Genomic DNA, 21,559 nt, shown 5'->3' on the forward strand with positions numbered 1-21,559 from the left:
AAGGAGACATCAGCATGATCACGAAACGCAAGACCATCCTTCGACTCGGTGCCAGCGCCTTCGCGGTGGCCGCACTGCTGGGTGCCACCGGCACCGCCTTCGCCCAGCAGGTCGTGAAGATCGGCTACTCGGGCCCCTTGAGCGGCGGCGCCGCGCTGTACGGCAAGAACGTGCTCAGCGGCATGGAGATGGCGGTGCAGGAGATCAACGCTAAGGGCCTGGAGGTGGCCGGCCAGAAGGTCAGGCTCGAGATCGTCGCGCTGGACGACAAGTACAACCCCAGTGAAACCGCCATCAATACCCAGCGCCTGGTGCAGGAGCACAAGGCTCCCGCGGTGCTGGTGCCGCATTCGGGCGGCAGCTTCGCGGTGATGGCCACCAACGAGGCGCAGAAGGTCCTGCTGCTCTCGTACACCAGCGTGCCGCAGATCACCGAGCGCAATAACAAGCTCACGCTGCGCATCCCGCCCGAGTTCACGTCCTACGTGAAGCCCTTCGTGAACCACGCCATGGGCAAGTACGGCAAGAACGTGGCCATCGCCAATGCCGACCACGACTACGCCAAGGCCTGGACAGCCGCCTTCAAGCCCGCGTGGGAAGCCGCGGGCGGCAAGGTGGTGGCCGAGAACCCCATGTCCTACAACCGCGCGACGGACTTCTACAGCGGCGTGAGCCGGGTGCTCGCCTCCAAGCCCGACGTGCTCTTCATCGGCGGCGCGTCCGAGCCCACGGGCCTGGTGATCAAGCAGGCGCGCGAGCTGGGCTTCAAGGGGGGCTTCGTGATCATCGACCAGGCCAAGATGGACGAGATCGGCAAGATCACCGGCGGCTACGGCCCCCTGGAGGGATCGATCGGCGTGCTGCCCGTGGTGGAGGACAGCTCGCCGGTGACCAAGGCCTTCGTGGAACGCTTTCGCAAGACCCACCCCGGCCGCGACCCGAGTTCCGAGGTCTCGCTCAACTACACCACCGTGCACGCCACCGCGCTGGCGATGAAGCTCGCGGGCAGCACCACCGACGCCGCCGCGATCCGCGCGCAGCTGGACAAGGCCTTCAAGTCATTGCCCACCGAAAACAACCCGCACGAGATGGACGGCGTGAACGAGCGCGGCGGCTCCACGGCCAACACCCGCGTGGCCATCGTGGAAGGCGGCAAGGTCAAGGAGATCCGGCTGGACGCTCTGGCCAAGTAGGTCGGCGCGGGCCCTGGCCCGCCACACCACGCCACGCAGGGCCTGCCACGGAGAAGGGGCAGGCCTTTTTTTGCAAGGGATCCTGCCGTGCACCGCGCGCTGCCCCGGCGCGGGTTGACTCCTGGATTTGCAGTGCTTTTGGCTGCTAGCGCTTGACTGGCAAGCGCAAGGTGCTATAAAAAGTGAAGCATCAGGCGCGCGGACCCGCCCCGGGAGGTGCGCTGCGCTCCTGTTCCTGCAGCTCGCGCCACTGGACCTTGCCCGTGCCCGACTTGGGCAGGCTGTCCACGAACTGCACGCGGCGCGGGCTCTTGTAGGCGGCCATGTGGTCGTGGCTCCAGTCGATGATGTCCTGCGCGCTCACCTGGCCCTTGAAGGCGTCGCGCAGCACGACCACCGCCTTCACGGTCTCGCCCCGGCGTTCGTCGTGCGCGGCGATCACGCACACCTCCTGGATGGCGGGGTGGGCGTACATCATGGCCTCGACCTCGGCGGGCCAGACCTTGAAGCCCGATGCGTTGATCATGCGCTTCAAGCGGTCCACCATGAAGAAGTAGCCGTCCTCGTCCACCTGCGCCAGGTCGCCGGTGCGCAGGAAGCGCTTGCCCTCCAGGGTGATGAAGCTGTCGGCCGTGGCCTGCGGGTTGTTCCAGTAGCCCACCATGACCTGCGGTCCGTGCACCACGATCTCGCCGGTCTCGCCCGGCGGCAGTTCGGCGAACGTCGCGGGGTCGACCACGCGCGCATCCACGTCGAACACCGGGATGCCCAGGCATTGCGGCTTGGGCCGGTGCGGCGGGTTGATGTGCGTGGCCGCCATGGTTTCGGACATGCCGTAGCCCTCCACGTAGTCCAGCCCCGTCAGCTCCTTGAGGCGCTGCGCCACCGCCTTGGGCATGGCCGCGCCACCGCCCCGGATGGCCTGCAGGCTGGAGATGTCGTAGTCGCCGATGCGCGGGTTGGCCAGGAAGTCCACCACCATGGTGGAGATGGCCTGCCAGATGCTGATGCGGTAGCGCTGCATGAGCCGGGCCGTGGCGTCGCGGTCCCAGCGCGGCAGCACCACCACGGTGGCGCCCACGAACAGCGGCCCGTTCATGCTGCCCGACATTCCCGTGACGTGAAAGAGCGGCAGCACGGCCAGATAGGTCGCATCCTGCGTGCGCGAGAACCACTGCGCGCCGCCCACCAGCGTGCTCATGGCGCTGCGGTGCGTGTGCATGCAACCCTTGGGGTGGCCGGTGGTGCCCGAGGTGTAGGGCATCACGCAAAGGTCATCGGGTCCGGCGGTCAGCGGGCCGGGCGCGAGCCGCTGCGCCAGCATGTCGCTCCAGAGCGTCACGCCCGGGGCGGCGATGGCCTCGCGCGCCGCGCTGACGAACGCGGGCACGGGCAGGTCGGTGGGCATCTGCAGGTAGTCGCTGTAGGCCGCGACGATCAGGTGCTTCAGGCCGGCGCCACCCTGCGCCCCGCCCACCAGCGGCTGCGCCTGCGCATGCAGGTCCTGCGGCAGGAAGGCCACGGTGGCCCCGCTGTCGTGCACATAGTGGCGCAGCTCGTCGGTGAGGTTCATGGGGTTCACCGGCACCACCACGGCATTGGCGCGCAGGATGCCGTAGAACGCCAGGATCCACTGCGGGCTGTTCTGCATGTACAGCAGCACCCGGTCGCCGGCCTTCACGCCGCACCGCTGCTGCAGGAAACCCGCGATGTGCTCGGCCTCCTGCTGGAACTGCCGGAACGTCACCAGCGTGTCGTAGAACACCAGGAAGGGCTTGTCCGGGTAGCGCGCCGCCGAAACCTCGGCGTTGTGGAACAGGTTGGTCTGCGGCAGCGTGAGGTGGCGGGACAGCCCCGGGGGCCAGTGGGCAAGGTGGCGGTCGGACATGCGGGGCGGGCTCCTGAAGGCGTGGTTCGGCGGCGGGGCGGTCAGCCGCGTTTCAGATGGCGTGCCAGCTCGTCCTTGGCGATGGCATTGCGGTGCACTTCGTCGGGGCCGTCGGCAAACCGCAAGGTACGTGCCTGGGCATAGGCGGCCGCGAGCGGGAAATCATCGCTCACCCCGCCGCCGCCATGCACCTGCATGGCCCAGTCGATCACCTGGCAGGCCATGCTGGGCGCGGCCACCTTGATCATCGCGATCTCCTTGCGGGCGACCTTGTTGCCCACGGTGTCCATCATCTGCGCGGCATTGAGCACCAGGAAGCGCGCCTGGTCGATCAGGATGCGCGCGTTGGCGATGCGCTCGCGCGTGACGCCCTGGTCGGCCACCTTGCGGCCAAACGCCGTGCGGCCCAGGGCGCGCTGGCACATCAGCTCCAGCGCGCGCTCGGCCACGCCGATGAGGCGCATGCAGTGGTGGATGCGCCCGGGGCCCAGGCGGCCCTGGGCGATCTCGAAGCCACGGCCCTCGCCCAGCAGGATGTTGGCCACGGGCACGCGCACGTTCACGAAGCTCACCTCGCCATGGCCGTGCGGCGCATGGTCGTAGCCGAACACGGGCAGCGCGCGTTCCATGGTCACGCCGGGCGTGTCCATGGGCACGAGGATCATCGACTGCTGCTGGTGCCGGCTGGCATGATCGGGGTCGGTCTTGCCCATGAAGATCAGGATCTCGCAGCGCGGATCGGGCGCGCCCGAGGTCCACCACTTGCGGCCGTTGATGACGTAGTGGTCGCCGTCGCGCACGATGCGGGCTTCGATGTTGGTGGCGTCCGAGGAGGCCACGTCGGGCTCGGTCATGGCGAAGGCCGAGCGGATCCGGCCGTCGAGCAGCGGCAGCAGCCAGCGCTGCTGCTGCTCGGGCGTGGCATAGCGCGCCAGCGTTTCCATGTTGCCGGTGTCGGGCGCCGAGCAGTTGAAGGCCTCGGGCGCGATGTGCGAGCGGCCCATGATTTCGCACAGGGGCGCGTATTCCAGGTTGGTCAGGCCCGCGCCCAGGTTGGATTCGGGCAGGAACAGGTTCCAGAGGTTGGCGGCCCGGGCCTTGGCCTTGAGGTCCTCCATCACCTGGGTGGGCTGCCAGGCGTTGCCGGCCTTGCGGTTTGCGGCCACCTCGTGGTGGTACACCGGTTCGGCGGGGTAGATGTGTTCTTCCATGAACGCCGTCAGGCGCTGCTGCAGGTCGACGACCTTGGGGGAGTAGGTGAAATCCATGAAGGGGTGCTTTCCGCAAAGGGCAGGGAATGGCGCGGTGTCAGATCAGGCTGGCGCCGCCGTCCACCACGATCGCGTGGCCTGTGATGTGGCGCGAGGCCTCGGAGGCGAGGAACACCACGGCGCCCTTGAGGTCCTCTTCGCCGCCGATGCGGCGCAGCGGGGTGCGCTCGATCATGGCCGGGCCCAGCTTGTCGATGAGGCCGCTGGCCATCTTGCTCGGGAAGAATCCGGGGCAGATGGCGTTGACGCGGATGCCGTAGTGCCCCCATTCGGAGGCCAGCGTGCGCGCGAAGTGGATCGCCGCGGCCTTGGAGGTGTTGTAGGCAATGGTGTTCATGCCCGGCGGCGTGCCCTTGATGCCGGCCACCGAGGCCGTCACGATGATGTTGCCCTTGCCGCGCGGAATCATGCAGCGCTTGCCCACCTCGCGCGAGAGGAAGAAGGGCGCGTTCACATTGAGGTCCATCACCTTGTGCCAGGCGGCGTCGGGGTGGTCCTCGGCCTTGGCGCCCCAGGTGGCACCCGCGTTGTTGACGAGGATGTCGATGGTGCCAAAGCGCTCCACCACCTGGTCCACCAGGCCGGGGATGTCCCCGGTCTTCTGCAGGTCGTTGACCACGGTCAACACCTCGCAGCCCAGGCCTTCCAGGTGCTTTTTCGCTTCGGCCAGCTCATCGGCCTTGCGGGCTGTGATGGCGAGCCTGGCGCCCATCTCGCCCAGGGCCTCGGCCATCTGCAGGCCCAGGCCGCGCGAGCCGCCGGTGACCAGGGCGACCTGGCCGGTGAGATCGAAGAGTTGCTTGACGCTCATGAGAAGGGCTTTCGTTGGAAGTGCGTGGAGCGCGCGGGCTCGAAGGCGACAGGGCGCCCGGGCATCGCGCTGCCGTGGGATGGGGAAAGGTGCGGGGCACCGCGCTCGCGGCGCGGAACCCGCAACTGCACTTCATGCTAGTCGGGGCCGCACCCGATGTAAAACGCGAGCTGTCACCTGCGAAACTCGGTGCGTGCCCGCGAAGGCCCGCCAGCGCGGTCTTCAGCGGTAGACCGCGGTCTCGATGCGGGCCACGATCTCTATCAGCCGCGGCCTCACCGCATCGAGCAGAAAATCCTGCGGGACATTGAACGCGGGCCCGCCGCAGTTGATCACCATGGGCGGCAGCCCGCCCCCCGGCTGAAACCCGCGGGCGATCGCATTGACGTTCTTCTGCCAGTCACCGAACGACGTTGCCACGGACAGGCCGCGGTAGTCCTGCAGCGCCTGGTCGATGCCCAGCTGCACCTGCGGCCACGCGGTTTCGTCGCGGCCCTGGATCTGGGCCAGCACCGCGCTGCGCTCCTTGGCCGGCACGGCGGCGAGCCAGGCGCGCCCCATGGCGGACGTGGCCAGCGAGATGCGCGAGCCCACGTCCAGGCTGAGCGTGTGCAGGGCCGCGCTGCGGCAGTTCTCGACATAGATCATCGACAGGCGGTCCCGGGTGCCCATCGACACCTCGGCGCCCGCGAAGTCGGCCAGTTCCTGCATCAGCGGGCGCGCGACCTGGCGCACGTCCAGGCGCACCAGCATCGAACTGCCCAACGACAGCGTGGCGGTGCCCAGGCGGTACTTGCCGCAGGCCTCCACGTGGATGAGGTAGCCCAGCCGGGTGAGGGTGGCGGTCAGGCGCGACACGGTGGATTTGGGCAGGCGGCAGCGTTGCGCGATCTCCTGGTTGCCCAGGAGCTTGTCGCCTGCGCGAAAGCAGGCCAGCACCTCCAGGCCCCGGGCCAGCGCCGTCACGAAGTGCCGGTCCTGGGGAGGCCGCGCCAGGGGCGCGCGGGGAGTGTGGGCAGGGCGGGGCGGCGGCATGGGCGCATTATGGCGATGCGGTTCCAGGGGACTGCCTGGCGCCGGGCGGCCGCTGTGGGAGCGCACCTACCTGCACAGCGGTGATCCGCGCATGGACGCAACGGCCTTGCGGCCTTAGGCTGTGGCGATGAACGTGCGCCCGACAGTCCAACGCCTCCTCCTGCCTTTTCAAGCCCTTTGGCGGCTGCTGCAGCCCTTCTGGCGCGCGGCCCAGATGTGGCTGGATGCCGACGGGCTGCGCATGAGCGCGGCCATGTCGTTCTACGGCATGCTCAGCCTCGCGCCCCTGCTGCTGCTGCTGGTGGGCGTGCTGGGCTGGTGGATGGACCGCAGCTATCTGGAGAGCAATCTGATCGCGCAGGTGCAGGCGGTGATGGGCCAGCAGGTGGCCGACGTGGTGCGGCAGGCGCTGGCCAGCGCGCAGGCTCCCAGCGAAGGGCGGCTGGCCTCCCTGGTGGGTTTTGTGGTGCTGGTGTCGGGGGCCACCGGGGTGTTCGTGGAACTGCAGTCGGCGCTGGAGCATCTCTGGCGCGGCGGCGGGCCGGTGCCGCAGCGGGCGGCCTGGTGGCGCATGGCCTCGCTGCGCCTGAGGGGGCTGGCCTATGTGCTGGCGCTGGGGTTCCTGCTGCTGGTGTCGCTGGCCCTGTCCACGCTGATCCACCTGCTGGCGGGCTGGGCCGGGGCGCACCTGTCGTTCGCGCCGCTCGCGCCCGTCATGCAGGTCGTCAACGAAGCCGTCGCCTTCGGCTTTGCCGTGGCGTTGTTCGTGGGCCTGATGCGCATCGGCGCGGGGGCCAAGCCGCCCGCACGCTGCATCATGGCCGGGGCCGTGGTGGGCGCCACGCTGTTCACGGTGGGCAAGCAGCTGCTGGCCTGGTACCTGTCCACCGCAGCCGTGGTGTCGGCCTATGGCGCGGCCGGGTCGCTGGTGGTGCTGCTGATGTGGATCTACTTCTCGTCCGCCGTCCTCTTGTTTTCCGCGAGCTGCGCCCGGGCGTTCCAGGAGCTGGGCGCCTTGCCCGCGCAGCGGGGGCGCCTGCACGTGCCGCAGTAAGGCCTGAGGCCGGCGGTGCCGAGGGTGCCTTCCCGCGCGCTCAGGCGGAAATGTGCAGCTGGGCGTCCAGGCCCAGCGTGCGGGCGAGCGTCAGCGCGTTCCCGGGCGCATGGGTCTTCATGGTGTTGTCGAAGAAGCAGAACACATTGCGCGCGGCCATGGCGGCGGGGCCGGCGTCTTCTGCGCAGAGCAGCCGCACGTCGGGCGGCACGCCGCCGGCGGCCCACGCGCGGATGCGCCCGGCCCAGGCCGCCAGCTGCGCATCGCTGTAGCCGCTCGCGTACAGCTCCTGGGCGCCGTGCAGGCGCAGGTACATGAAGTCCGCCGTCACATCGCCCACCTCGGGCCAGCGGCCCGCCGTGTCCGCCACCACGAGCGCCACGCCGTGGCGGCGCAGCAGCGCCACCGTCGCCGGCTGGCAGAAGCTCGCGTGGCGTACCTCGAGGGCGTGGCGCATCCGCATCGGGGCCACGGGGCCCAGCCATTCCCTGCCCCGCATGCGGTCCTCGCGTTCATGGGCAAGGCGGGCTGCGGCCTCGGTGTCGTGCGGCAGGTGGCCCAGGAAGGCATCGAGCAGTGCTTCTTCGAAGGCTAGGCTTGGCGGCAGCTGCCACAGGATGGGCCCGAGCTTGCAGCCCAGGGCCAGCGGCCCCGACGCCATGAAGTTCGCGATGGCCGCGCGGGCGTCGCGCAGCCGCAGGACGTGGGTGATGTACCGCGGGGCCTTCACCGTGAAGACGAAGCCCTCGGGGGTGTCGGCGGCCCAGCGCCCATAGCTGGACGGGCGCTGCAGCGCATAGAAGGAGCCGTTGAGCTCGATGCTGGGGAACTGCCGCGACGCGAATTCCAGCTCTCGCGCCTGGGTGAGGCCCGGGGGGTAGAAGCTGCCGCGCCAGGGCGGATAGCGCCAGCCGGATATCCCGATGCGGATCTGTGCCGCAGCCATCGCCATCGTGAGCCTCCTTTCTTTCCGCATCCGCGCGGCGCACGGGCCGACGGCCAGCATAGGCGGCCGTTTGCGCGGGCACAACCCGGGTGCTTGCCACCCTTTGGCGCCGGGAGTTCGCAGGGGCCACGTGCCGCCCTGCCGCTGCAGCGCAGAGAAGAATGTGTAAACAGGTTCTTACGTCCTTTACAGAGGCTACGCCCGGATTCCCGGTACTGCCGGGTACGCTGGCGGCCACCGTCCAGAACCTTCTGGACCTTTCGGAGAACAGCCATGAGCCTCATCGTTTCACCTTCCAATACCACCCGCTCCCTGGCCGCCGCGCCCGTGGGGGCCTTCGGCGCGGCGCCCTCCCTCAAGTGGCTGTGGGCGGCCATCGGGGTGCTCGGCGTGAGCGTGGTCGCGCTGGGTACGACCCTGGTGGTGCAGAACGCGGGGCCGTCCGCGGCCGACGCGCCGCCGCTGGCCGCTGCCGCGCAGCCCGCCAACGGTGCGCCAGGGGCTGCCACGCCCCCGCAGTCCTACCAGGCACCACCGCCCGTGGGCAACAGGAACGTTGCCATCCACAGCGCGGCCAACCAGCCGCCGGCCTTGGCGCAGGGGTATGCCGAGCCGTCCCGGCAGCCGCAACAGCAGCTGCAACAACAACAACCGCTGCGCACCGCCGCGCAGGCACCTGTGTGCGCCACCTGTGGCCGTGTCGAGTCCGTCCAGGCCGTGCAGCAGGCGGCACCCGCCACCGGCGTGGGGGCGGTCGCGGGCGGGGTGCTGGGGGCGGTGGTGGGCAACCAGGTGGGCAAGGGCTCGGGCCGCACGGCGGCCACCGTGCTGGGTGCCGTGGGCGGTGGCTATGTCGGCCACAAGGTCGAAGAGCGCACACGCACGCAGACGGTCTACCAGATCGCCGTGCGCATGGAAGATGGCTCCGTGCGGCGTTTCACGCGCGCGCAGCCCCCAGCCGTGGGCACGCCCGTGGTGCTGCAGGGCAAGGGCTTCCGCGTGGACGACGGTGCCGCCACGCGGGCGGCAGAGCCCTATCCACGCCCGCAGCCCGGCGCCGTGCGCGTGGCGGACACATATTGATCCACCTCGTTCCCAATGAAAAAAAAGCCCGCTGCCAGCGGGCTTTTTCATGGGCCGGGGGTGGGCTACAGCACCAAGGGGATCTCGGTGGCCGGCGGCGTGTTGCGGCTGCGGCCGCAGCGCACCAGGCCGTCGATCATCACCATGCCGATGCCGGGGATGTCGCCGAGCTGCACGCTTTCGAGCAGCGTGGCGCCCGCCGTGTGCTGGGCGCGGTCCATGAACACGAAGTCCGCCGCGCGGCCCGGCTCGATCAGCCCGCAGTTCAGGTTGCGGATGCGCGCCGTGTTGCCCGTGGCAAAGCAGAACACCAGCTCGGCGGGAATGTCGGCGAAGCTGGAGATCAGGGCGATCATGCGCAGCATGCCCAGTGGCTGCACGCCCGAGCCCGCGGGCCCGTCGGTGCCCAGGATCACACGGTGCGGGCACTTGAGCTCGATGGCCGCGCGCGCGGCCTGGATGGCGATCTTCTCGTTGCCGTTGTGCACCAGCTCGATGGCGCGCGAGGACTTCTCGCACAGCTCGCACACGTGCTTCCAGGGCAGCGAGGTGTGGCCGCCGTTGATGTGGCCGATCACATCCGCATCGGCCTCCAGCACCACGTCCTTGTCGATCAGGCCCGAGCCCGGAATGGAGGGTCCTCCCGTGTGGATGGTGCTCTGGATGCCGTGCTTGCGTGCCCAGGCCACCATCTGCTGGGCTTCGTAGCCGGCCTTGACGGAGCCCAGGCCCACCTCGCCCAGCAGCGTCACGCCCGCGTCGGCCAAGTCCTTGAAGTCCTGCTCGGTCATGCCCTTCTCGATGACGGGGGCGCCCGCGATCACCTTCACGCCGCCGGGGCGGAAATTGTCGAACGAGCGCTGCGCGGTGATGGCCAGTGCCTTGAGCCCCACGATGTCCTTGGGGCGGCCCGGCAGGTGCACTTCGCCGGCCGAGACCATGGTCGTCACGCCGCCGTTCATGGTGGAGTCGATCCAGCCGATCTGGTTCTGGCGCGGCGTCCAGTCGCCAAAGACGGGGTGCACGTGGCTGTCGATCAGGCCGGGGGCGACGCAGGTCTTGCGCGCGTCGATCACGGTCTGCGCGTGTTCGGTGTCGCAATCCTTTTCGCGGCCCACGGCCACGATGAGTCCGTCGTTGACGACGATGGTGTCGGCATCGAGGATGGGGCGGTCCAGGTCGCCCGACAACAAAAGACCGATGTTCTTGATGACGACCTTGCCCGACTTGCCGCCGGCTGCTGCTTCTGCCATGGGATGCTCCTCGTGGGGATGTTGGGCGCGGCCCGGGCGGGCCGCGCGGGAAATGGCTGCCTGCCTAGGCGCGCCGGGCCGCCTGGCCCTGGGGCAGGCTGGGGCCGGGTGCGACGGTGCGCAGCACGCTGTCGATGACAAAGGACTCCCAGTGCGCAAGGGCCTCGGGCGCCTCGAGGTTCTCGCCCAGGAAGGCCGACAGCGTGTGCCGGTTGGACATGTAGAAATAGCCGGTGGCCGCGATCAGCAGGTAGACGTCGCGCGCCGAGACATCCTGGCGGAAGGCCCCCTGGGCCTGGCCGCTTTCCAGCACGCGGCGGATCACCTCGATGGCCGGCGACGAATATTCGCGGGCGCGCATCGACTTGGAGATGTGCTTGCCCTTGTGCAGGTTCTCTGTGTTGAGCAGGGTGACGAACTCGGGGTGCTTGCGGTAGTAGCCCACCACGAAACGGATCACCGCCTGCAAGGCCTCGCCGGGGTTGTCCACGTCGAGGTTCAGCTTGGATTCCGCGTCGTTCATGCGCCGGTAGATCTCTTCGAGCACCTCGATGAACAGGCCTTCCTTGCTGCCGAAGTAGTAGTAGATCATCCGGTCGAACGACTTGGCGGCCTTGGAGATCTTCTCCACGCTGCCACCTTCGTAGCCATAGCGCGCAAACACCTTGGTCGCTGCTTTCAGGATGTTGTCGCGCGTGGTCTGCGCCGCCAGTTCGCGCACCCCCGTCTTTCGGGCGGAAGGGGAGCGGGTGGACGCCGTCCGGGTCTTGGTGGGTGTGGCAGACATGGATGATCCAGGTGAGAAGGGCCGGCCCCGCGGGGCCGGCCGGGGGTCACTGCTCCGCGAAGGCGCGTTCGATCACGAAGTCGCCGGGCTTCGTGGTGTTGCCTTCCTTGAAGCCGCGCTCTTCCATCATGTGCTTGAGGTCGCGCAGCATTTCGGGGCTGCCGCAGATCATCACGCGGTCTTCCGCAGGGTTCAGCGCCGGCAGGCCCAGGTCGCGCGCCAGCTGGCCGTTCTCGATCACGGTGGTCACGCGGCCCTGGTGCTTGAATGGCTCGCGGGTGACGGTGGGGTAGTACTTGAGCTGCTTGCTCACGATCTCGCCCAGGAACTCGTGCTGCGGCAGTTCCTGCGTGATGTAGTCGTGATAGGCCAGCTCCTTCACCTCGCGCACGCCGTGCACCAGGATGACTTCCTCGAACTTCTCGTACGTTTCGGGGTCCCGGATCAGGCTCAGGAATGGCGCCACGCCCGTGCCCGTGGAGAACATGTACAGCCGCTTGGCGGGCAGCAGGTAGTCGATCAGCAGGGTGCCGGTGGGCTTCTTGCCCACCACGATGTGGTCGCCCACCTTGATGTGCTGCAGGCGCGAGGTCAGCGGGCCGTCGGGCACCTTGATGGACAGGAACTCCAGGTGTTCCTCGTAGTTGGGGCTCACGATGCTGTAGGCGCGCAGCAGGGGTTTGCCGTTTTCCCCGCGCAGGCCGATCATCGTGAAATGGCCGTTGGAAAAGCGCAGGGCGGTGTCGCGCGTGGTGGTGAAGGAGAAAAGTCGGTCTGTCCAGTGGTGGACCGTCAGGACGCGTTCTTCGAGAAAGGCGCTCATGGTGCTTGGGTCGGGAAAGTTGAAAAAAACAGGGGAAAACTGGCTGAAGTCCGCTCCCGGAGCGCGTCAGAACGCGATATCCAGGCCGGAAAGCTTGTGGCTCACAACCCTCCATTGTTCCGCATCTGGAAGTGGAGGCTTTCTTTTGGTGATTGTGGGCAGGCCCGGGGCCAGGTTTTTGTTGAATTCCAGGAAGGCAGCGAACTCCGCCGGCAGGTCCGTGTCCGCGTAGATGGCATTGGCCGGGCATTCGGGAATGCACACCGCGCAATCGATGCACTCGTCGGGATCGATCACCAGGAATTGCGGCCCTTCCTTGAAGCAGTCGACCGGGCATACGTCGACGCAATCGGTGTACTTGCACCGAATGCATGCGTCAGTGACAACGTGCGTCATATTGGGGCTCCTCATGCACCTTTTCGGGGGGTGCGAAAACACCATTGCGGACCATGGATGATTACGCTACATTCGCGATAAATGTAGTGATCACAACATTTAAGTTAAGTGAATGCTACACAAAATGCACTGAGCGTACAAGCATTTGAAAAGATGCAATGAATGGGCCGCACGATGACTGAACACACCAAGACCGATGGGCTTCCGGGCATGGATGCGCCGGATCTGCCGCAAGTGCTCGAGCGCGCCCGGCCCCGCAATGAGCGCATGAACGCGGCCAAGGTCGAGTGCAATGCGTGCCCGGTGCTGTGCCAGATTTCCGAGGGCCGCGCGGGGGCGTGCGACCGCTACGCCAACCACGCCGGGGTGCTGGTGCGGCTGGACCCGGTGGTGGTGCTGCGCAAGACCCTGGAGGCCGGCGAGGCCACGCTGGTGCCGTTCGCGGCGCGGGCCCAGGCCGCGCAGCAGAGCGGTGCGGATGCCGCCGCAAGCGATGCGGGGAGCGGGCCTTCCACACCGCCCGCGCCCTGGTCGGGCGACCTGCTGCTGAGCGAAGAGGTCTTCGTGACGGGCGTGGGTTCGTCCACCACCTATCCTGACTACAAGCCCGCGCCGTTCATCGTGGGCTCCCAGGTGCAGGGTGTAGACATGGTGACAGTGGTCACCGAAGGCATCTTCAGCTACTGCAGCTTCAAGGTGAAGATCGACACCGACCGCTTCCTCGGCTCCGAGCAGGCCAATGTGCGCTGCAAGGGCGAGGTGGTGGGCCACGTGACCACGGCGGAATACGGCTCGCAGATGCTGTCGCTCGGCGGCGTGCACCACCTGACCGGCGGCACCAAGAAGGAAGGCCGCGTCACCGCCGAGATGATGCAGCTGCTGGGCAACAAGCAGGCCGTGGAGTTCACCATCGACGGCGGCTCGCAGCTCGTGATCCAGGCCGGGCGCGCGCCCATCGTCAACGGCGTGGCCGAGCAGCGCATGCGCGTGGGCTGCGGCTCGGCCGCCATCGGCATCTTCGCGCGCCAGTTTTTCGGCCATGCGGATGAGGTGGTGGTGGTGGACGACCACATCACCGGCGTGTTGACCGAGCACCAGGCTGGGCGCTGCCTGGACATGAAGTCCTCTGGCATCCAGATGCGCGGGCGAAAGTCCACGCCGGGGCGCTATTTCCAGGTGGCGAATCCGGGAACGGGCTGGGGCGGCACCGACATCGCCGACCCGCTGGCCATCATCGAAGGCTGGGACCCCGAGGTGGCATGGCCCGGCCTGCGCCTGCTCATGACATCCACCACGGGCGAGCATGCCTGCTGGTATGTGCTGGACGGGCAGCTGAACCCGGTGGAGGCGCAGATGCCTTCCGAAGTGCGCCGCATCGTGGACCGCATCGGCGAGAACTGCGAGCCCTCGCTGGCTTCGGTGCTTTTCCTCGGCGGCGCGGGCGGCAGCCTGCGTGCCGGCGTCACCGAGAACCCCGTGCTGCTCACCCGCTCCATCAAGAATGCGCTGGTCAATGTGACCTGCGGCGGCGCGCCGGCCTATGTGTGGCCCGGTGGCGGCATCACGGTGATGGCCGACGTGCTGCGCATGCCCGACAACAGCTTTGGCACCGTGCCCACGCCCGCCATCGTGGCGCCCATCGAATTCAGCATGCGCCGCACCGACTACGAAGCACTGGGCGGCCATGCGGGGCAGATCCGCAGCCTGCGCGAGGTGCTGGAGCACGGCGCGTGGCACAACGACGGCGCGCCCCAGGCGCTGGCATGGCAGACGCTGCCGTCCGCCAACCCCTGGCCGCTGGGGCGCCCGCCCCTGCTGGGCTGAGCGGCACCGCCATGCAAGCCTGCCGCAATCCCCTGTCCGACGGCCGCTGGCATTTCCAGCACGGGCCCATGGATCTCGTCATCCAGGCGGAGGGCGCAGCCGATGCCGTGGCCCGGGCCCATGAGCGTGCCTGGGCGCGTTTCGAGGGTCTGCTGCAGGAACTGGTGGACGAGCTGCCAGCCCTGCGCGCGCCGGTGGAGGGGGGCGCCTGTCCTCTGCGCGGCGTGGTCGCGCGCCGCATGTGGACGGCCTGCAGGCCGTACCGCGCAGGCTTCATCACCGCGATGGCTGCGGTCGCGGGGTCGGTGGCGCAGGAGATCCTCGGGTGCTATGCCCAGGACGGCATTGGGCGGGCCTGGGTCAACAATGGCGGAGACATCGCGCTGCACCTGGCCCCCGGGCAGTCGGCCACCGTGGGGGTGTATTCCGACATCGCCGCGCTGGACGCCGCGCAATGGCGCCACGGGCTGGTCCTGGACGGAAAGATTCGCATCGACAGCGCCATGCCCGTGCGCGGTGTGGCCACCAGCGGCTGGCGCGGGCGCAGCCACTCGCTGGGCATTGCCGACAGCGTCACGGTGCTGGCCCGCACCGCGGCCGAGGCCGACGCCGCGGCCACGATCGTGGCCAATGCCGTCAATGTGGATGACGAACGCATCCTGCGCATGCCGGCATGGCGGGTCCGCGATGACAGCGATCTGGGTGCCATTCCTGTCACAGTGGATGTTCCGCCATTGCCTGCCGGGCTCGTGCATCGCGCGCTGGGGCAGGGGCTGCAAAAGGCGCAAGAATTGCAGGCACAGGGCCTGCTGTGGTTCGCCCTGCTCGCCTGCCAGGGCCAGTTCGTGGCCACCGCGGCGGCGCAGCCAGCGGCGGATGGCATGGCGCTGCCGGTGGAAATGGCGCCGCAGGCAGAAGTTGGTTCGGTATTTGCTTAACGAATTGCACAGGTTTCCAAAATGATCCAGATACGACGTGTTTTCACCCATCTCGAGGAAGTCCGGCATGAATTCGGGCCCGTGGCCGATGTGCCGCTGCTGCGCGGCGCCATCGGCGCGGTGCTGACAAACCCCTATTCCGGCCGGTATGAGCCGGACATCCTCCCGATGATGGACGCCCTGCAGGATGTGGGGCTGGACATGGCCCAGCGGCTGCTCAAGGCCATGGCCGTGCCCGCCGAGCGCATCGCGACCTACGGCAAGGGCGCCATCGTCGGGGCCGCCGGCGAGCTGGAGCATGGCGCGCTGTGGCACGTGCCCGGCGGCTATGCCATGCGCGAGCTGCTGGGCTGGAAGGGCGACCGCAACGCCTATGCCAAGGGCCAGGCGGAAAAGAAGACCGGGCAGCCCGCCAATGCCCTGTCCATCGTGCCTTCCACCAAGAAGGTCGGCGGCCCCGGCGCGGCGCTGGATGTTCCGCTCACCCACATCAACGCCAGCTACGTGCGCAGCCACTTCGATGCCATCGAGGTGCGCGTTCCCGGAGCGCCCGCGTCCGATGAAATCGTCTTCATCCTCGCCATGACCACGGGCGCGCGCATCCATGCCCGCGTCGGCGGGCTCAAGGCCGCCGACATCAGCCAATGGGACGGCCTGCGCTGAAGGCGTCAGGCCCGCTGCCGCGCCCACAAGAAAACCAAGGAGCAACACATGCCAGCCAAGATCCGGAAAATCATTGTCCAGACGGATGAAGTCCGCGTGGAGATGGGGCGCGACGTGCAGCCCCCCGTGCGCAAGGCCCTCGCCATGGCCGTGATCGACAACCCCTTTGCGGGCCGCTATGTCGAGAACCTCGACGAGCTGGTGGCCATCGGCGAGGAGCTGGGGGCCCTGCTGGGCGCCCGCTGCGTCGCCGCGCTGGGCATCGAGCCGGGCCAGGCGCAGAGCTATGGCAAGGCCGCCATCGTGGGCGAGGCGGGAGAACTGGAGCATGCCGCCGCCATCCTGCACCCCAAGCTGGGCGCCCCGCTGCGCGTGGCGGTGGAAAAAGGCGCCGCGCTGGTGCCGTCGAGCAAGAAGATCGGTGGCCTGGGCACGGCCATCGACGTGCCCCTGGGCCACAAGGACGCGGCCTACGTGCGCAGCCATTTCGACGCCATGGAGGCCCGCGTGGCCGACGCGCCGCGGGCCAACGAAATCGTCGTCGCCGTCGTCGTGACGGACGGCGGCCGGCCGCTGCCCCGCGTGGGCGGCCTCAAGGCGTCCGAAATCCAGGGTACGGACGGGCTGCGCTGAGCGCGGTCCCCGGCACTACCATCACCCACCACCATCCCCCCTGTCTCCCCAACCCACCTTTCAGGAGTTTCCCCATGACGATGCGACGAAACCTCATGCGTGCCACGGCTGCGGCCGCGCTGGCCATCACGCTGGCCCCTGTGCACGCCCAGGATGTCATCAAGATTGGCGAGATCAACAGCTACAAGGCGCAGCCCGCCTTCCTGGAGCCCTACAAGAAAGGCATGGAGCTGGCCGTTGACGAGATCAATGCCGCGGGCGGCGTGCTGGGCAAGAAGGTCCAGCTGGTCATCCGCGATGACAACGGCAACCCCGGCGACGCGGTCCGGGCCGCCGAGGAGCTGGTGTCCCGCGAGAAGGTCGATGTGCTCACGGGGTCCTTCCTGTCGCACGTGGGGCTGGCGCTGACGGACTTCGCCAAGCAAAAGAAATTCTTCTTTCTGGCCGGCGAGCCGCTGACCGACAAGATCGTGTGGCAGAACGGCAACCGCTACACCTACCGCCTGCGCCCCTCCACGTACATGCAGGTGTCGATGATGGTGCCCGAGGCCGTCGCCCTGAAGAAGAAGCGCTGGGCGCTGGTCTACCCCAACTATGAATACGGCCAGTCGGCCGTGGCCACCTTCAAGCAGCTGCTCAAGGCGGCCCAGCCGGACGTGGAATTCGTCGTCGAGCAGGCGCCGCCGCTGGGCAAGGTCGACTCGGGCAGCGTGGTGCAGGCCCTGGCCGATGCCAAGCCCGATGCGATCTTCAACGTGCTTTTCGGTGCCGACCTCTCCAAGTTCGTGCGCGAAGGCAACACGCGGGGCCTGTTCAAGGACCGTGAGGTGGTCAGCCTGCTGACGGGCGAACCGGAGTACATGGACCCGCTCAAGGACGAGGCGCCCAACGGCTGGATCGTCACGGGATATCCCTGGTACGGCATCCAGACGCCCGAGCACAAGGCCTTCCAGACGGCCTACCAGGGCAAGTTCAACGACTACCCGCGCCTGGGCTCCATCGTGGGCTACAGCGCCATCAAGTCGCTGGCCGAGGGCATGAAGAAAGCCGGCTCCACCGACACCGAAAAGCTCGTGGTCGCGTTCAAGGGCCTGCAGGTGCCCACACCCTTCGGCCCCATCGTCTACCGGGCCGAAGACAACCAGTCCACCATGGGCGGCTACGTGGGCCGCACCAAGAACGAGGGCGGCAAGGGCGTGATGGTGAACTACCGCTACGTGGACGGCAGCAAGGTGCAGCCCAGCAACGACGAAGTCAAGAAGATGCGCCCCGCGGATTGAGTCGCAACCCTCCCTGAGACGCTTCGCGTCTTCCCCCTTCTGCCGTGCTGTGCGCGGGAAGGGGGCGCCGTCCCCGCTGCGGGGCGGCCCTTGCTCGGCTGCCCTGGCCTGGGGTGCGCCAGTTTCATAGGCTGTGGGCGGCGCGTAGGTAGCGCCGTGGAGACCTGAGATGGGTTTTTCGAGTTTTATCGTTCAACTGCTCAACGGATTGGCGGGGGCTTCCTCGCTGTTCCTGGTGGGCGCCGGGCTCTCGCTGATCTTCGGCGTCACGCGCATCGTGAATTTCGCGCATGGCTCGTTCTTCATGGTGGGCATCTACGTCGCCTACTCGCTGGTGGCCAAGCTGGGCACGGGCCTGGGTTTCTGGCCCGCGCTGCTGCTGTCGGCCGTGGTGGTCGGCGCGCTCGGCGCACTGGTCGAGGTGGTGCTGCTGCGCCGCATCTACAAGGCGCCCGAACTGTTCCAGCTGCTGGCCACCTTCGCGCTCGTGCTGGTGATCAAGGATGCCGCGCTCTGGATCTGGGGCCCCGAGGAGCTGCTCGGCCCGCGCGCGCCGGGCCTGTCGGGCTCGGTGGACATCCTGGGGCGGCAATTCCCCTCGTACGACCTGTTCCTGATCGTGGTGGGGCCGGTGGTGCTGGGCCTTTTGTGGCTGCTGCTCACCCGCACCCGCTGGGGCACGCTGGTGCGCGCCGCCACGCAGGACCGCGAGATGGTCAGCGCGCTGGGCGTGAACCAGGCCTGGCTGTTCACGGCGGTGTTCGCGCTCGGCGCCCTGCTGGCGGGCCTGGGTGGCGCGCTGCAGCTGCCGCGCGAACCCGCCACGCTGGAGATGGACCTGAACACCATCGGCGCCGCGTTCGTGGTGGTGGTGGTGGGCGGCATGGGGTCCATCCCGGGCGCCTATGTGGCGGCCCTGCTGATCGCGGAGATCAAGGCCGTGTGCATCTGGCTGGGCGTGGTGGAGATCCTCGGCTACAGCGTCTCCTTCTCCAAGCTCACCCTGGTGGTGGAGTTCCTCGTGATGGCGGTGGTGCTGGTGGTGCGCCCCTGGGGACTGATGGGCCGTCCGCAGGGCGTGAGCCGCAACACGGGCCTGCCGGAGACACCGCTGCGCGCGCCCGACCGCTGGTTCAAGCTCGGCGGCGTGGCCCTGGTGGCCGTGCTGGTGCTGCTGCCGCTGCTCACGGCCGGCTCGCCGTACCTCACCGTGCTGTTCATCGACCTCTTGATCGCCGCGCTGTTCGCGGCCAGCCTGCACTTCATCATGGGCCCGGCGGGCATGCACTCGTTCGGCCATGCGGCCTACTTTGGCCTGGGTGCCTACGCGGCGGCGCTGCTGGTGCGCTCTGCGGGCATTCCCATGGAGCTGGCCCTGGTGCTGGCACCGCTCGCGGCCGCGGCGGGCGCGCTCATCTACGGCTGGTTCTGCGTGCGGCTGTCGGGTGTGTACCTGGCCATGCTCACGCTGGCCTTCGCGCAGATCACCTGGGCCATCTGCTACCAGTGGGACGGCTTCACCGGCGGCAGCAACGGCCTCACCGGCGTGTGGCCGGCGGCCTGGCTGTCGGACAAGCGCAACTACTACTACCTCACACTGGCACTGGTCGTGGGGGGCGTGCTGCTGCTGCGCCGCATCCTGTTCTCGCCGTTCGGCTATGCGCTGCGCGCAGGCCGTGATTCGGTGCTGCGCGCCGATGCCATCGGCATCGACGTCAAGCGCATGCAGTGGACGGCCTTCGTGATCGCCGGGCTGTTCGCGGGCCTGGGCGGCGCGCTGTTCGCGTTTTCCAAGGGCAGCATCTCGCCCGAGACGCTGCACGTGGGCCGGTCGGTCGATGGCCTGGTGATGGTGCTGCTGGGCGGCATCCAGACACTGGCGGGCCCCGTGGTGGGCGCCGTCACGTTCACCTGGCTGCACGACACTGTGGCGCGCAACACCGATTACTGGCGCGCCATGCTGGGCGCCATCATCCTGATCCTGGTGCTGCTGTTCCCCCAGGGCATTGCGGGGGCCATCAAGCAGCTCTTCGACAACCGGCGCGAAGCCGATATCAACAAGCAGGAGGGCAAGGCATGAGCTTGCTCAAAGTCACGGGCCTGGGCAAGTCCTTTGGCGGCGTCAAGGCCGTCGATGGCATCCATTTCGAGCTGGCCGCCGGCGAACTGCTGGCACTCATCGGCCCCAACGGCGCCGGCAAGTCCACCACCTTCAACATGGTCAACGGCCAGCTGGCGGCGGACGCGGGCTCGATCCAGCTCCACGGCCAGGAGCTCGTGGGCCGCAAGCCGCGCGACATCTGGCGCATGGGCGTGGGCCGCACCTTCCAGATCGCAGAAACCTTCGCCTCCCTCACCGTGGTGGAGAACGTGCAGATGGCGCTGATCTCCCACGACAGCCGCCTTTTCGCGATGTGGCGCAAGGCGGCCGACCACAAGCGAGAAGAAGCCCTGGCGCTGCTGGACCAGGTGGGCATGAAGTCCCAGGCCGACCGCCCCTGCAGCGTGCTGGCCTATGGCGATGTGAAGCGCGTAGAGCTGGCCATCGCCATGGCCAACGCGCCCAAGCTGCTGCTCATGGACGAGCCCACGGCCGGCATGGCGCCCAAGGAGCGCAACGAACTCATGGCGCTCACCAAGCAGCTCGTGATCGACCGCGGCATGGCCGTGCTGTTCACCGAGCACAGCATGGACGTGGTGTTCGCGTACGCCGACCGCATGATCGTGCTGGCGCGCGGGCGGCTCATCGCCGAGGGCAAGCCCCTGGAGCTGCGCGACCACCCCAAGGTGCAGGAGGTGTACTTCGGCACCGGCAAGACCTTCGAGAAGAAAACGGCAGCCGCTGCTGCGGAGGCCGCATGAGCATGACGACCAACGAAACCAAAGAAGTGCTGCTGCAGGCCCAGGGGCTGCAGGCCTGGTACGGCGCCGCGCAGATCCTGTACGACGTGGATCTGGACGTCCGCCGGGGCGAGGTCGTGGCCCTGATGGGCCGCAACGGCGCGGGCAAGTCCACCACGCTCAAGACGCTGATGGGCATGCTCGCCAAGCGCAAGGGCCAGATCCGGTTCATGGGCCAGGACATCTCCAGGAGCGACCCGCACGATGCGGCGCGCCTGGGCCTGGGCTTCGTGCCCGAGGACCGCCGCGTGTTCACCGACCTCACGGTGATGGAAAACCTGGAGGTGGGGCGCCAGCCCGCCCGCAGCTGGCCCGATGGCACGGCAGCCCCGGTGTGGACACCCGAGCGTCTCTTCAAACTGTTCCCCAACCTGGGCGAAATGCCCCAGCGCCCGGGCGGGCGCATGAGCGGCGGCGAACAGCAGATGCTGACCGTGGCCCGCACGCTCATGGGCAACCCCTACCTGGTGCTGCTGGACGAACCCTCCGAAGGCGTGGCGCCCGTGATCGTGGAGCAGATGGCGCACATGATCCTGGAGCTCAAGGAACAGGGCGTGAGCATCCTGCTGTCCGAGCAGAACATGCACTTTGCCGAACTGGTGTCCGACCGCGCCTATGTGCTGGAGAAGGGGCAGATCCGCTACCAGGCCACGATGGCGGAGCTGGCGGCGAACGAAGAGGTTCGCCGCGCCTACCTCAGCGTATAGCGCCATGGCCGCTGCCCGCCCGCCCATGGCGCGGCCAGGGCCGGGGGTGGCGGCTATGACGGATTCACAACAC

General features: G+C 68.2%; 20 protein-coding genes. 11 read left to right on the top strand and 9 right to left on the bottom strand.

The window, feature by feature from the left end; genetic code table 11:
* Positions 1-14: 14 nt before the first annotated feature.
* The gene (locus tag KW843_RS18245) at positions 15-1,193 is read left to right on the top strand and encodes an ABC transporter substrate-binding protein (RefSeq protein WP_218296570.1); all 1,179 of its coding nucleotides are present in this window, start codon (positions 15-17) and stop codon (positions 1,191-1,193) included.
* A gap of 190 nt (positions 1,194-1,383) precedes the next feature.
* Here the strand turns inward: KW843_RS18245 and KW843_RS18250 are convergent, their stop codons facing one another.
* The 4 genes from KW843_RS18250 to KW843_RS18265 form a co-directional block, all read right to left on the bottom strand.
* Positions 1,384-3,081 carry a long-chain fatty acid--CoA ligase gene (locus tag KW843_RS18250; protein ID WP_218296571.1) on the bottom strand — a complete coding sequence of 566 codons (1,698 nt, stop codon included), beginning with the start codon at positions 3,079-3,081 and terminating at the stop codon, positions 1,384-1,386.
* 41 nt (positions 3,082-3,122) lie between these two features.
* A complete protein-coding gene (locus KW843_RS18255) occupies positions 3,123-4,349 on the bottom strand; it encodes an acyl-CoA dehydrogenase family protein (RefSeq protein ID WP_218296572.1) in 1,227 nt (408 codons plus the stop codon).
* Positions 4,350-4,389: 40 nt separating this feature from the next.
* A complete protein-coding gene (locus tag KW843_RS18260) occupies positions 4,390-5,163 on the bottom strand; it encodes an SDR family oxidoreductase (RefSeq protein WP_218296573.1) in 774 nt (257 codons plus the stop codon).
* Positions 5,164-5,385: 222 nt separating this feature from the next.
* The gene (locus tag KW843_RS18265) at positions 5,386-6,198 is read right to left on the bottom strand and encodes an IclR family transcriptional regulator (protein WP_218296574.1); all 813 of its coding nucleotides are present in this window, start codon (positions 6,196-6,198) and stop codon (positions 5,386-5,388) included.
* Between the two features lie 127 nt (positions 6,199-6,325).
* Here KW843_RS18265 and KW843_RS18270 point away from each other — a divergent pair, with 127 nt between their 5' ends.
* On the top strand, positions 6,326-7,252 hold the full coding sequence (locus tag KW843_RS18270; RefSeq protein ID WP_218296575.1) for a YihY/virulence factor BrkB family protein: 927 nt from the start codon (positions 6,326-6,328) through the stop codon (positions 7,250-7,252).
* Positions 7,253-7,292: 40 nt separating this feature from the next.
* Here KW843_RS18270 and KW843_RS18275 read toward each other — a convergent pair whose 3' ends face one another.
* Entirely contained in the window at positions 7,293-8,204 is a 912-nt protein-coding gene (locus KW843_RS18275) for a DUF72 domain-containing protein (RefSeq protein ID WP_370628519.1), read from the bottom strand.
* 267 nt (positions 8,205-8,471) lie between these two features.
* Between KW843_RS18275 and KW843_RS18280 the strand changes: the two genes are divergently transcribed.
* On the top strand, positions 8,472-9,281 hold the full coding sequence (locus KW843_RS18280) for a glycine zipper 2TM domain-containing protein (protein WP_218296576.1): 810 nt from the start codon (positions 8,472-8,474) through the stop codon (positions 9,279-9,281).
* Positions 9,282-9,346: 65 nt separating this feature from the next.
* Here KW843_RS18280 and KW843_RS18285 read toward each other — a convergent pair whose 3' ends face one another.
* From KW843_RS18285 to fdxA, 4 genes are all read right to left on the bottom strand, one after another.
* Complete coding sequence (locus KW843_RS18285; protein WP_218296577.1) at positions 9,347-10,534, bottom strand: amidohydrolase family protein; 1,188 nt, start codon at positions 10,532-10,534, stop codon at positions 9,347-9,349.
* Positions 10,535-10,598: 64 nt separating this feature from the next.
* Positions 10,599-11,321, bottom strand: coding sequence for a TetR/AcrR family transcriptional regulator (locus tag KW843_RS18290; RefSeq protein WP_218296578.1), 723 nt, complete (start codon positions 11,319-11,321; stop codon positions 10,599-10,601).
* A 46-nt stretch (positions 11,322-11,367) separates the two neighbouring features.
* Positions 11,368-12,144, bottom strand: a complete 777-nt coding sequence (locus KW843_RS18295; protein ID WP_218296579.1) for a ferredoxin--NADP reductase — start codon at positions 12,142-12,144, stop codon at positions 11,368-11,370.
* A 66-nt stretch (positions 12,145-12,210) separates the two neighbouring features.
* Positions 12,211-12,540 carry a ferredoxin FdxA gene (gene fdxA, locus KW843_RS18300; RefSeq protein ID WP_218296580.1) on the bottom strand — a complete coding sequence of 110 codons (330 nt, stop codon included), beginning with the start codon at positions 12,538-12,540 and terminating at the stop codon, positions 12,211-12,213.
* Between the two features lie 174 nt (positions 12,541-12,714).
* Here fdxA and KW843_RS18305 point away from each other — a divergent pair, with 174 nt between their 5' ends.
* The 8 genes from KW843_RS18305 (at position 12,715) to KW843_RS18340 (ending at position 21,486) form a co-directional block, all read left to right on the top strand.
* A complete protein-coding gene (locus KW843_RS18305; protein ID WP_218296581.1) occupies positions 12,715-14,364 on the top strand; it encodes a 6-hydroxynicotinate reductase in 1,650 nt (549 codons plus the stop codon).
* Between the two features lie 11 nt (positions 14,365-14,375).
* Positions 14,376-15,302 (top strand): UPF0280 family protein, encoded by a 927-nt coding sequence (locus KW843_RS18310; RefSeq protein ID WP_218296582.1) that lies wholly within the window; start codon positions 14,376-14,378, stop codon positions 15,300-15,302.
* A 21-nt stretch (positions 15,303-15,323) separates the two neighbouring features.
* On the top strand, positions 15,324-15,965 hold the full coding sequence (locus tag KW843_RS18315) for an amino acid synthesis family protein (RefSeq protein ID WP_218296583.1): 642 nt from the start codon (positions 15,324-15,326) through the stop codon (positions 15,963-15,965).
* A 48-nt stretch (positions 15,966-16,013) separates the two neighbouring features.
* On the top strand, positions 16,014-16,598 hold the full coding sequence (locus KW843_RS18320) for an amino acid synthesis family protein (RefSeq protein WP_218296584.1): 585 nt from the start codon (positions 16,014-16,016) through the stop codon (positions 16,596-16,598).
* Between the two features lie 74 nt (positions 16,599-16,672).
* Positions 16,673-17,878 carry an ABC transporter substrate-binding protein gene (locus KW843_RS18325; RefSeq protein WP_218296585.1) on the top strand — a complete coding sequence of 402 codons (1,206 nt, stop codon included), beginning with the start codon at positions 16,673-16,675 and terminating at the stop codon, positions 17,876-17,878.
* 169 nt (positions 17,879-18,047) lie between these two features.
* Positions 18,048-19,958 carry an ABC transporter permease gene (locus tag KW843_RS18330; protein WP_218296586.1) on the top strand — a complete coding sequence of 637 codons (1,911 nt, stop codon included), beginning with the start codon at positions 18,048-18,050 and terminating at the stop codon, positions 19,956-19,958.
* The gene (locus KW843_RS18335) at positions 19,955-20,740 is read left to right on the top strand and encodes an ABC transporter ATP-binding protein (RefSeq protein ID WP_218296587.1); all 786 of its coding nucleotides are present in this window, start codon (positions 19,955-19,957) and stop codon (positions 20,738-20,740) included. The genes KW843_RS18330 and KW843_RS18335 overlap by 4 nt, the downstream gene beginning before the upstream one ends.
* Positions 20,737-21,486, top strand: a complete 750-nt coding sequence (locus tag KW843_RS18340) for an ABC transporter ATP-binding protein (RefSeq protein ID WP_218296588.1) — start codon at positions 20,737-20,739, stop codon at positions 21,484-21,486. The genes KW843_RS18335 and KW843_RS18340 overlap by 4 nt, the downstream gene beginning before the upstream one ends.
* The last annotated feature ends 73 nt before the right edge of the window (positions 21,487-21,559 follow it).

It is taken from the genome of Acidovorax sp. sif1233 (assembly GCF_019218755.1).
In the GTDB taxonomy this organism is placed as follows: Bacteria; Pseudomonadota; Gammaproteobacteria; order Burkholderiales; family Burkholderiaceae_C; genus Acidovorax.

Bases quoted from the DNA above. Each gene is read 5' to 3' on its own strand.
- KW843_RS18260 (WP_218296573.1), bottom strand. From the start codon at position 5,163: ATGAGCGTCAAGCAACTCTTCGATCTCACCGGCCAGGTCGCCCTGGTC.
- KW843_RS18265 (WP_218296574.1), bottom strand. From the start codon at position 6,198: ATGCCGCCGCCCCGCCCTGCCCACACTCCCCGCGCGCCCCTGGCGCGG.
- KW843_RS18335 (WP_218296587.1), top strand. From the start codon at position 19,955: ATGAGCTTGCTCAAAGTCACGGGCCTGGGCAAGTCCTTTGGCGGCGTC.
- KW843_RS18340 (WP_218296588.1), top strand. From the start codon at position 20,737: ATGAGCATGACGACCAACGAAACCAAAGAAGTGCTGCTGCAGGCCCAG.
- KW843_RS18330 (WP_218296586.1), top strand. From the start codon at position 18,048: ATGGGTTTTTCGAGTTTTATCGTTCAACTGCTCAACGGATTGGCGGGG.
- KW843_RS18290 (WP_218296578.1), bottom strand. From the start codon at position 11,321: ATGTCTGCCACACCCACCAAGACCCGGACGGCGTCCACCCGCTCCCCT.
- KW843_RS18310 (WP_218296582.1), top strand. From the start codon at position 14,376: ATGCAAGCCTGCCGCAATCCCCTGTCCGACGGCCGCTGGCATTTCCAG.
- fdxA (WP_218296580.1), bottom strand. From the start codon at position 12,540: ATGACGCACGTTGTCACTGACGCATGCATTCGGTGCAAGTACACCGAT.
- KW843_RS18285 (WP_218296577.1), bottom strand. From the start codon at position 10,534: ATGGCAGAAGCAGCAGCCGGCGGCAAGTCGGGCAAGGTCGTCATCAAG.
- KW843_RS18280 (WP_218296576.1), top strand. From the start codon at position 8,472: ATGAGCCTCATCGTTTCACCTTCCAATACCACCCGCTCCCTGGCCGCC.
- KW843_RS18275 (WP_370628519.1), bottom strand. From the start codon at position 8,204: ATGGCGATGGCTGCGGCACAGATCCGCATCGGGATATCCGGCTGGCGC.
- KW843_RS18325 (WP_218296585.1), top strand. From the start codon at position 16,673: ATGACGATGCGACGAAACCTCATGCGTGCCACGGCTGCGGCCGCGCTG.
- KW843_RS18320 (WP_218296584.1), top strand. From the start codon at position 16,014: ATGCCAGCCAAGATCCGGAAAATCATTGTCCAGACGGATGAAGTCCGC.
- KW843_RS18250 (WP_218296571.1), bottom strand. From the start codon at position 3,081: ATGTCCGACCGCCACCTTGCCCACTGGCCCCCGGGGCTGTCCCGCCAC.
- KW843_RS18305 (WP_218296581.1), top strand. From the start codon at position 12,715: ATGACTGAACACACCAAGACCGATGGGCTTCCGGGCATGGATGCGCCG.
- KW843_RS18270 (WP_218296575.1), top strand. From the start codon at position 6,326: ATGAACGTGCGCCCGACAGTCCAACGCCTCCTCCTGCCTTTTCAAGCC.
- KW843_RS18315 (WP_218296583.1), top strand. From the start codon at position 15,324: ATGATCCAGATACGACGTGTTTTCACCCATCTCGAGGAAGTCCGGCAT.
- KW843_RS18255 (WP_218296572.1), bottom strand. From the start codon at position 4,349: ATGGATTTCACCTACTCCCCCAAGGTCGTCGACCTGCAGCAGCGCCTG.
- KW843_RS18295 (WP_218296579.1), bottom strand. From the start codon at position 12,144: ATGAGCGCCTTTCTCGAAGAACGCGTCCTGACGGTCCACCACTGGACA.
- KW843_RS18245 (WP_218296570.1), top strand. From the start codon at position 15: ATGATCACGAAACGCAAGACCATCCTTCGACTCGGTGCCAGCGCCTTC.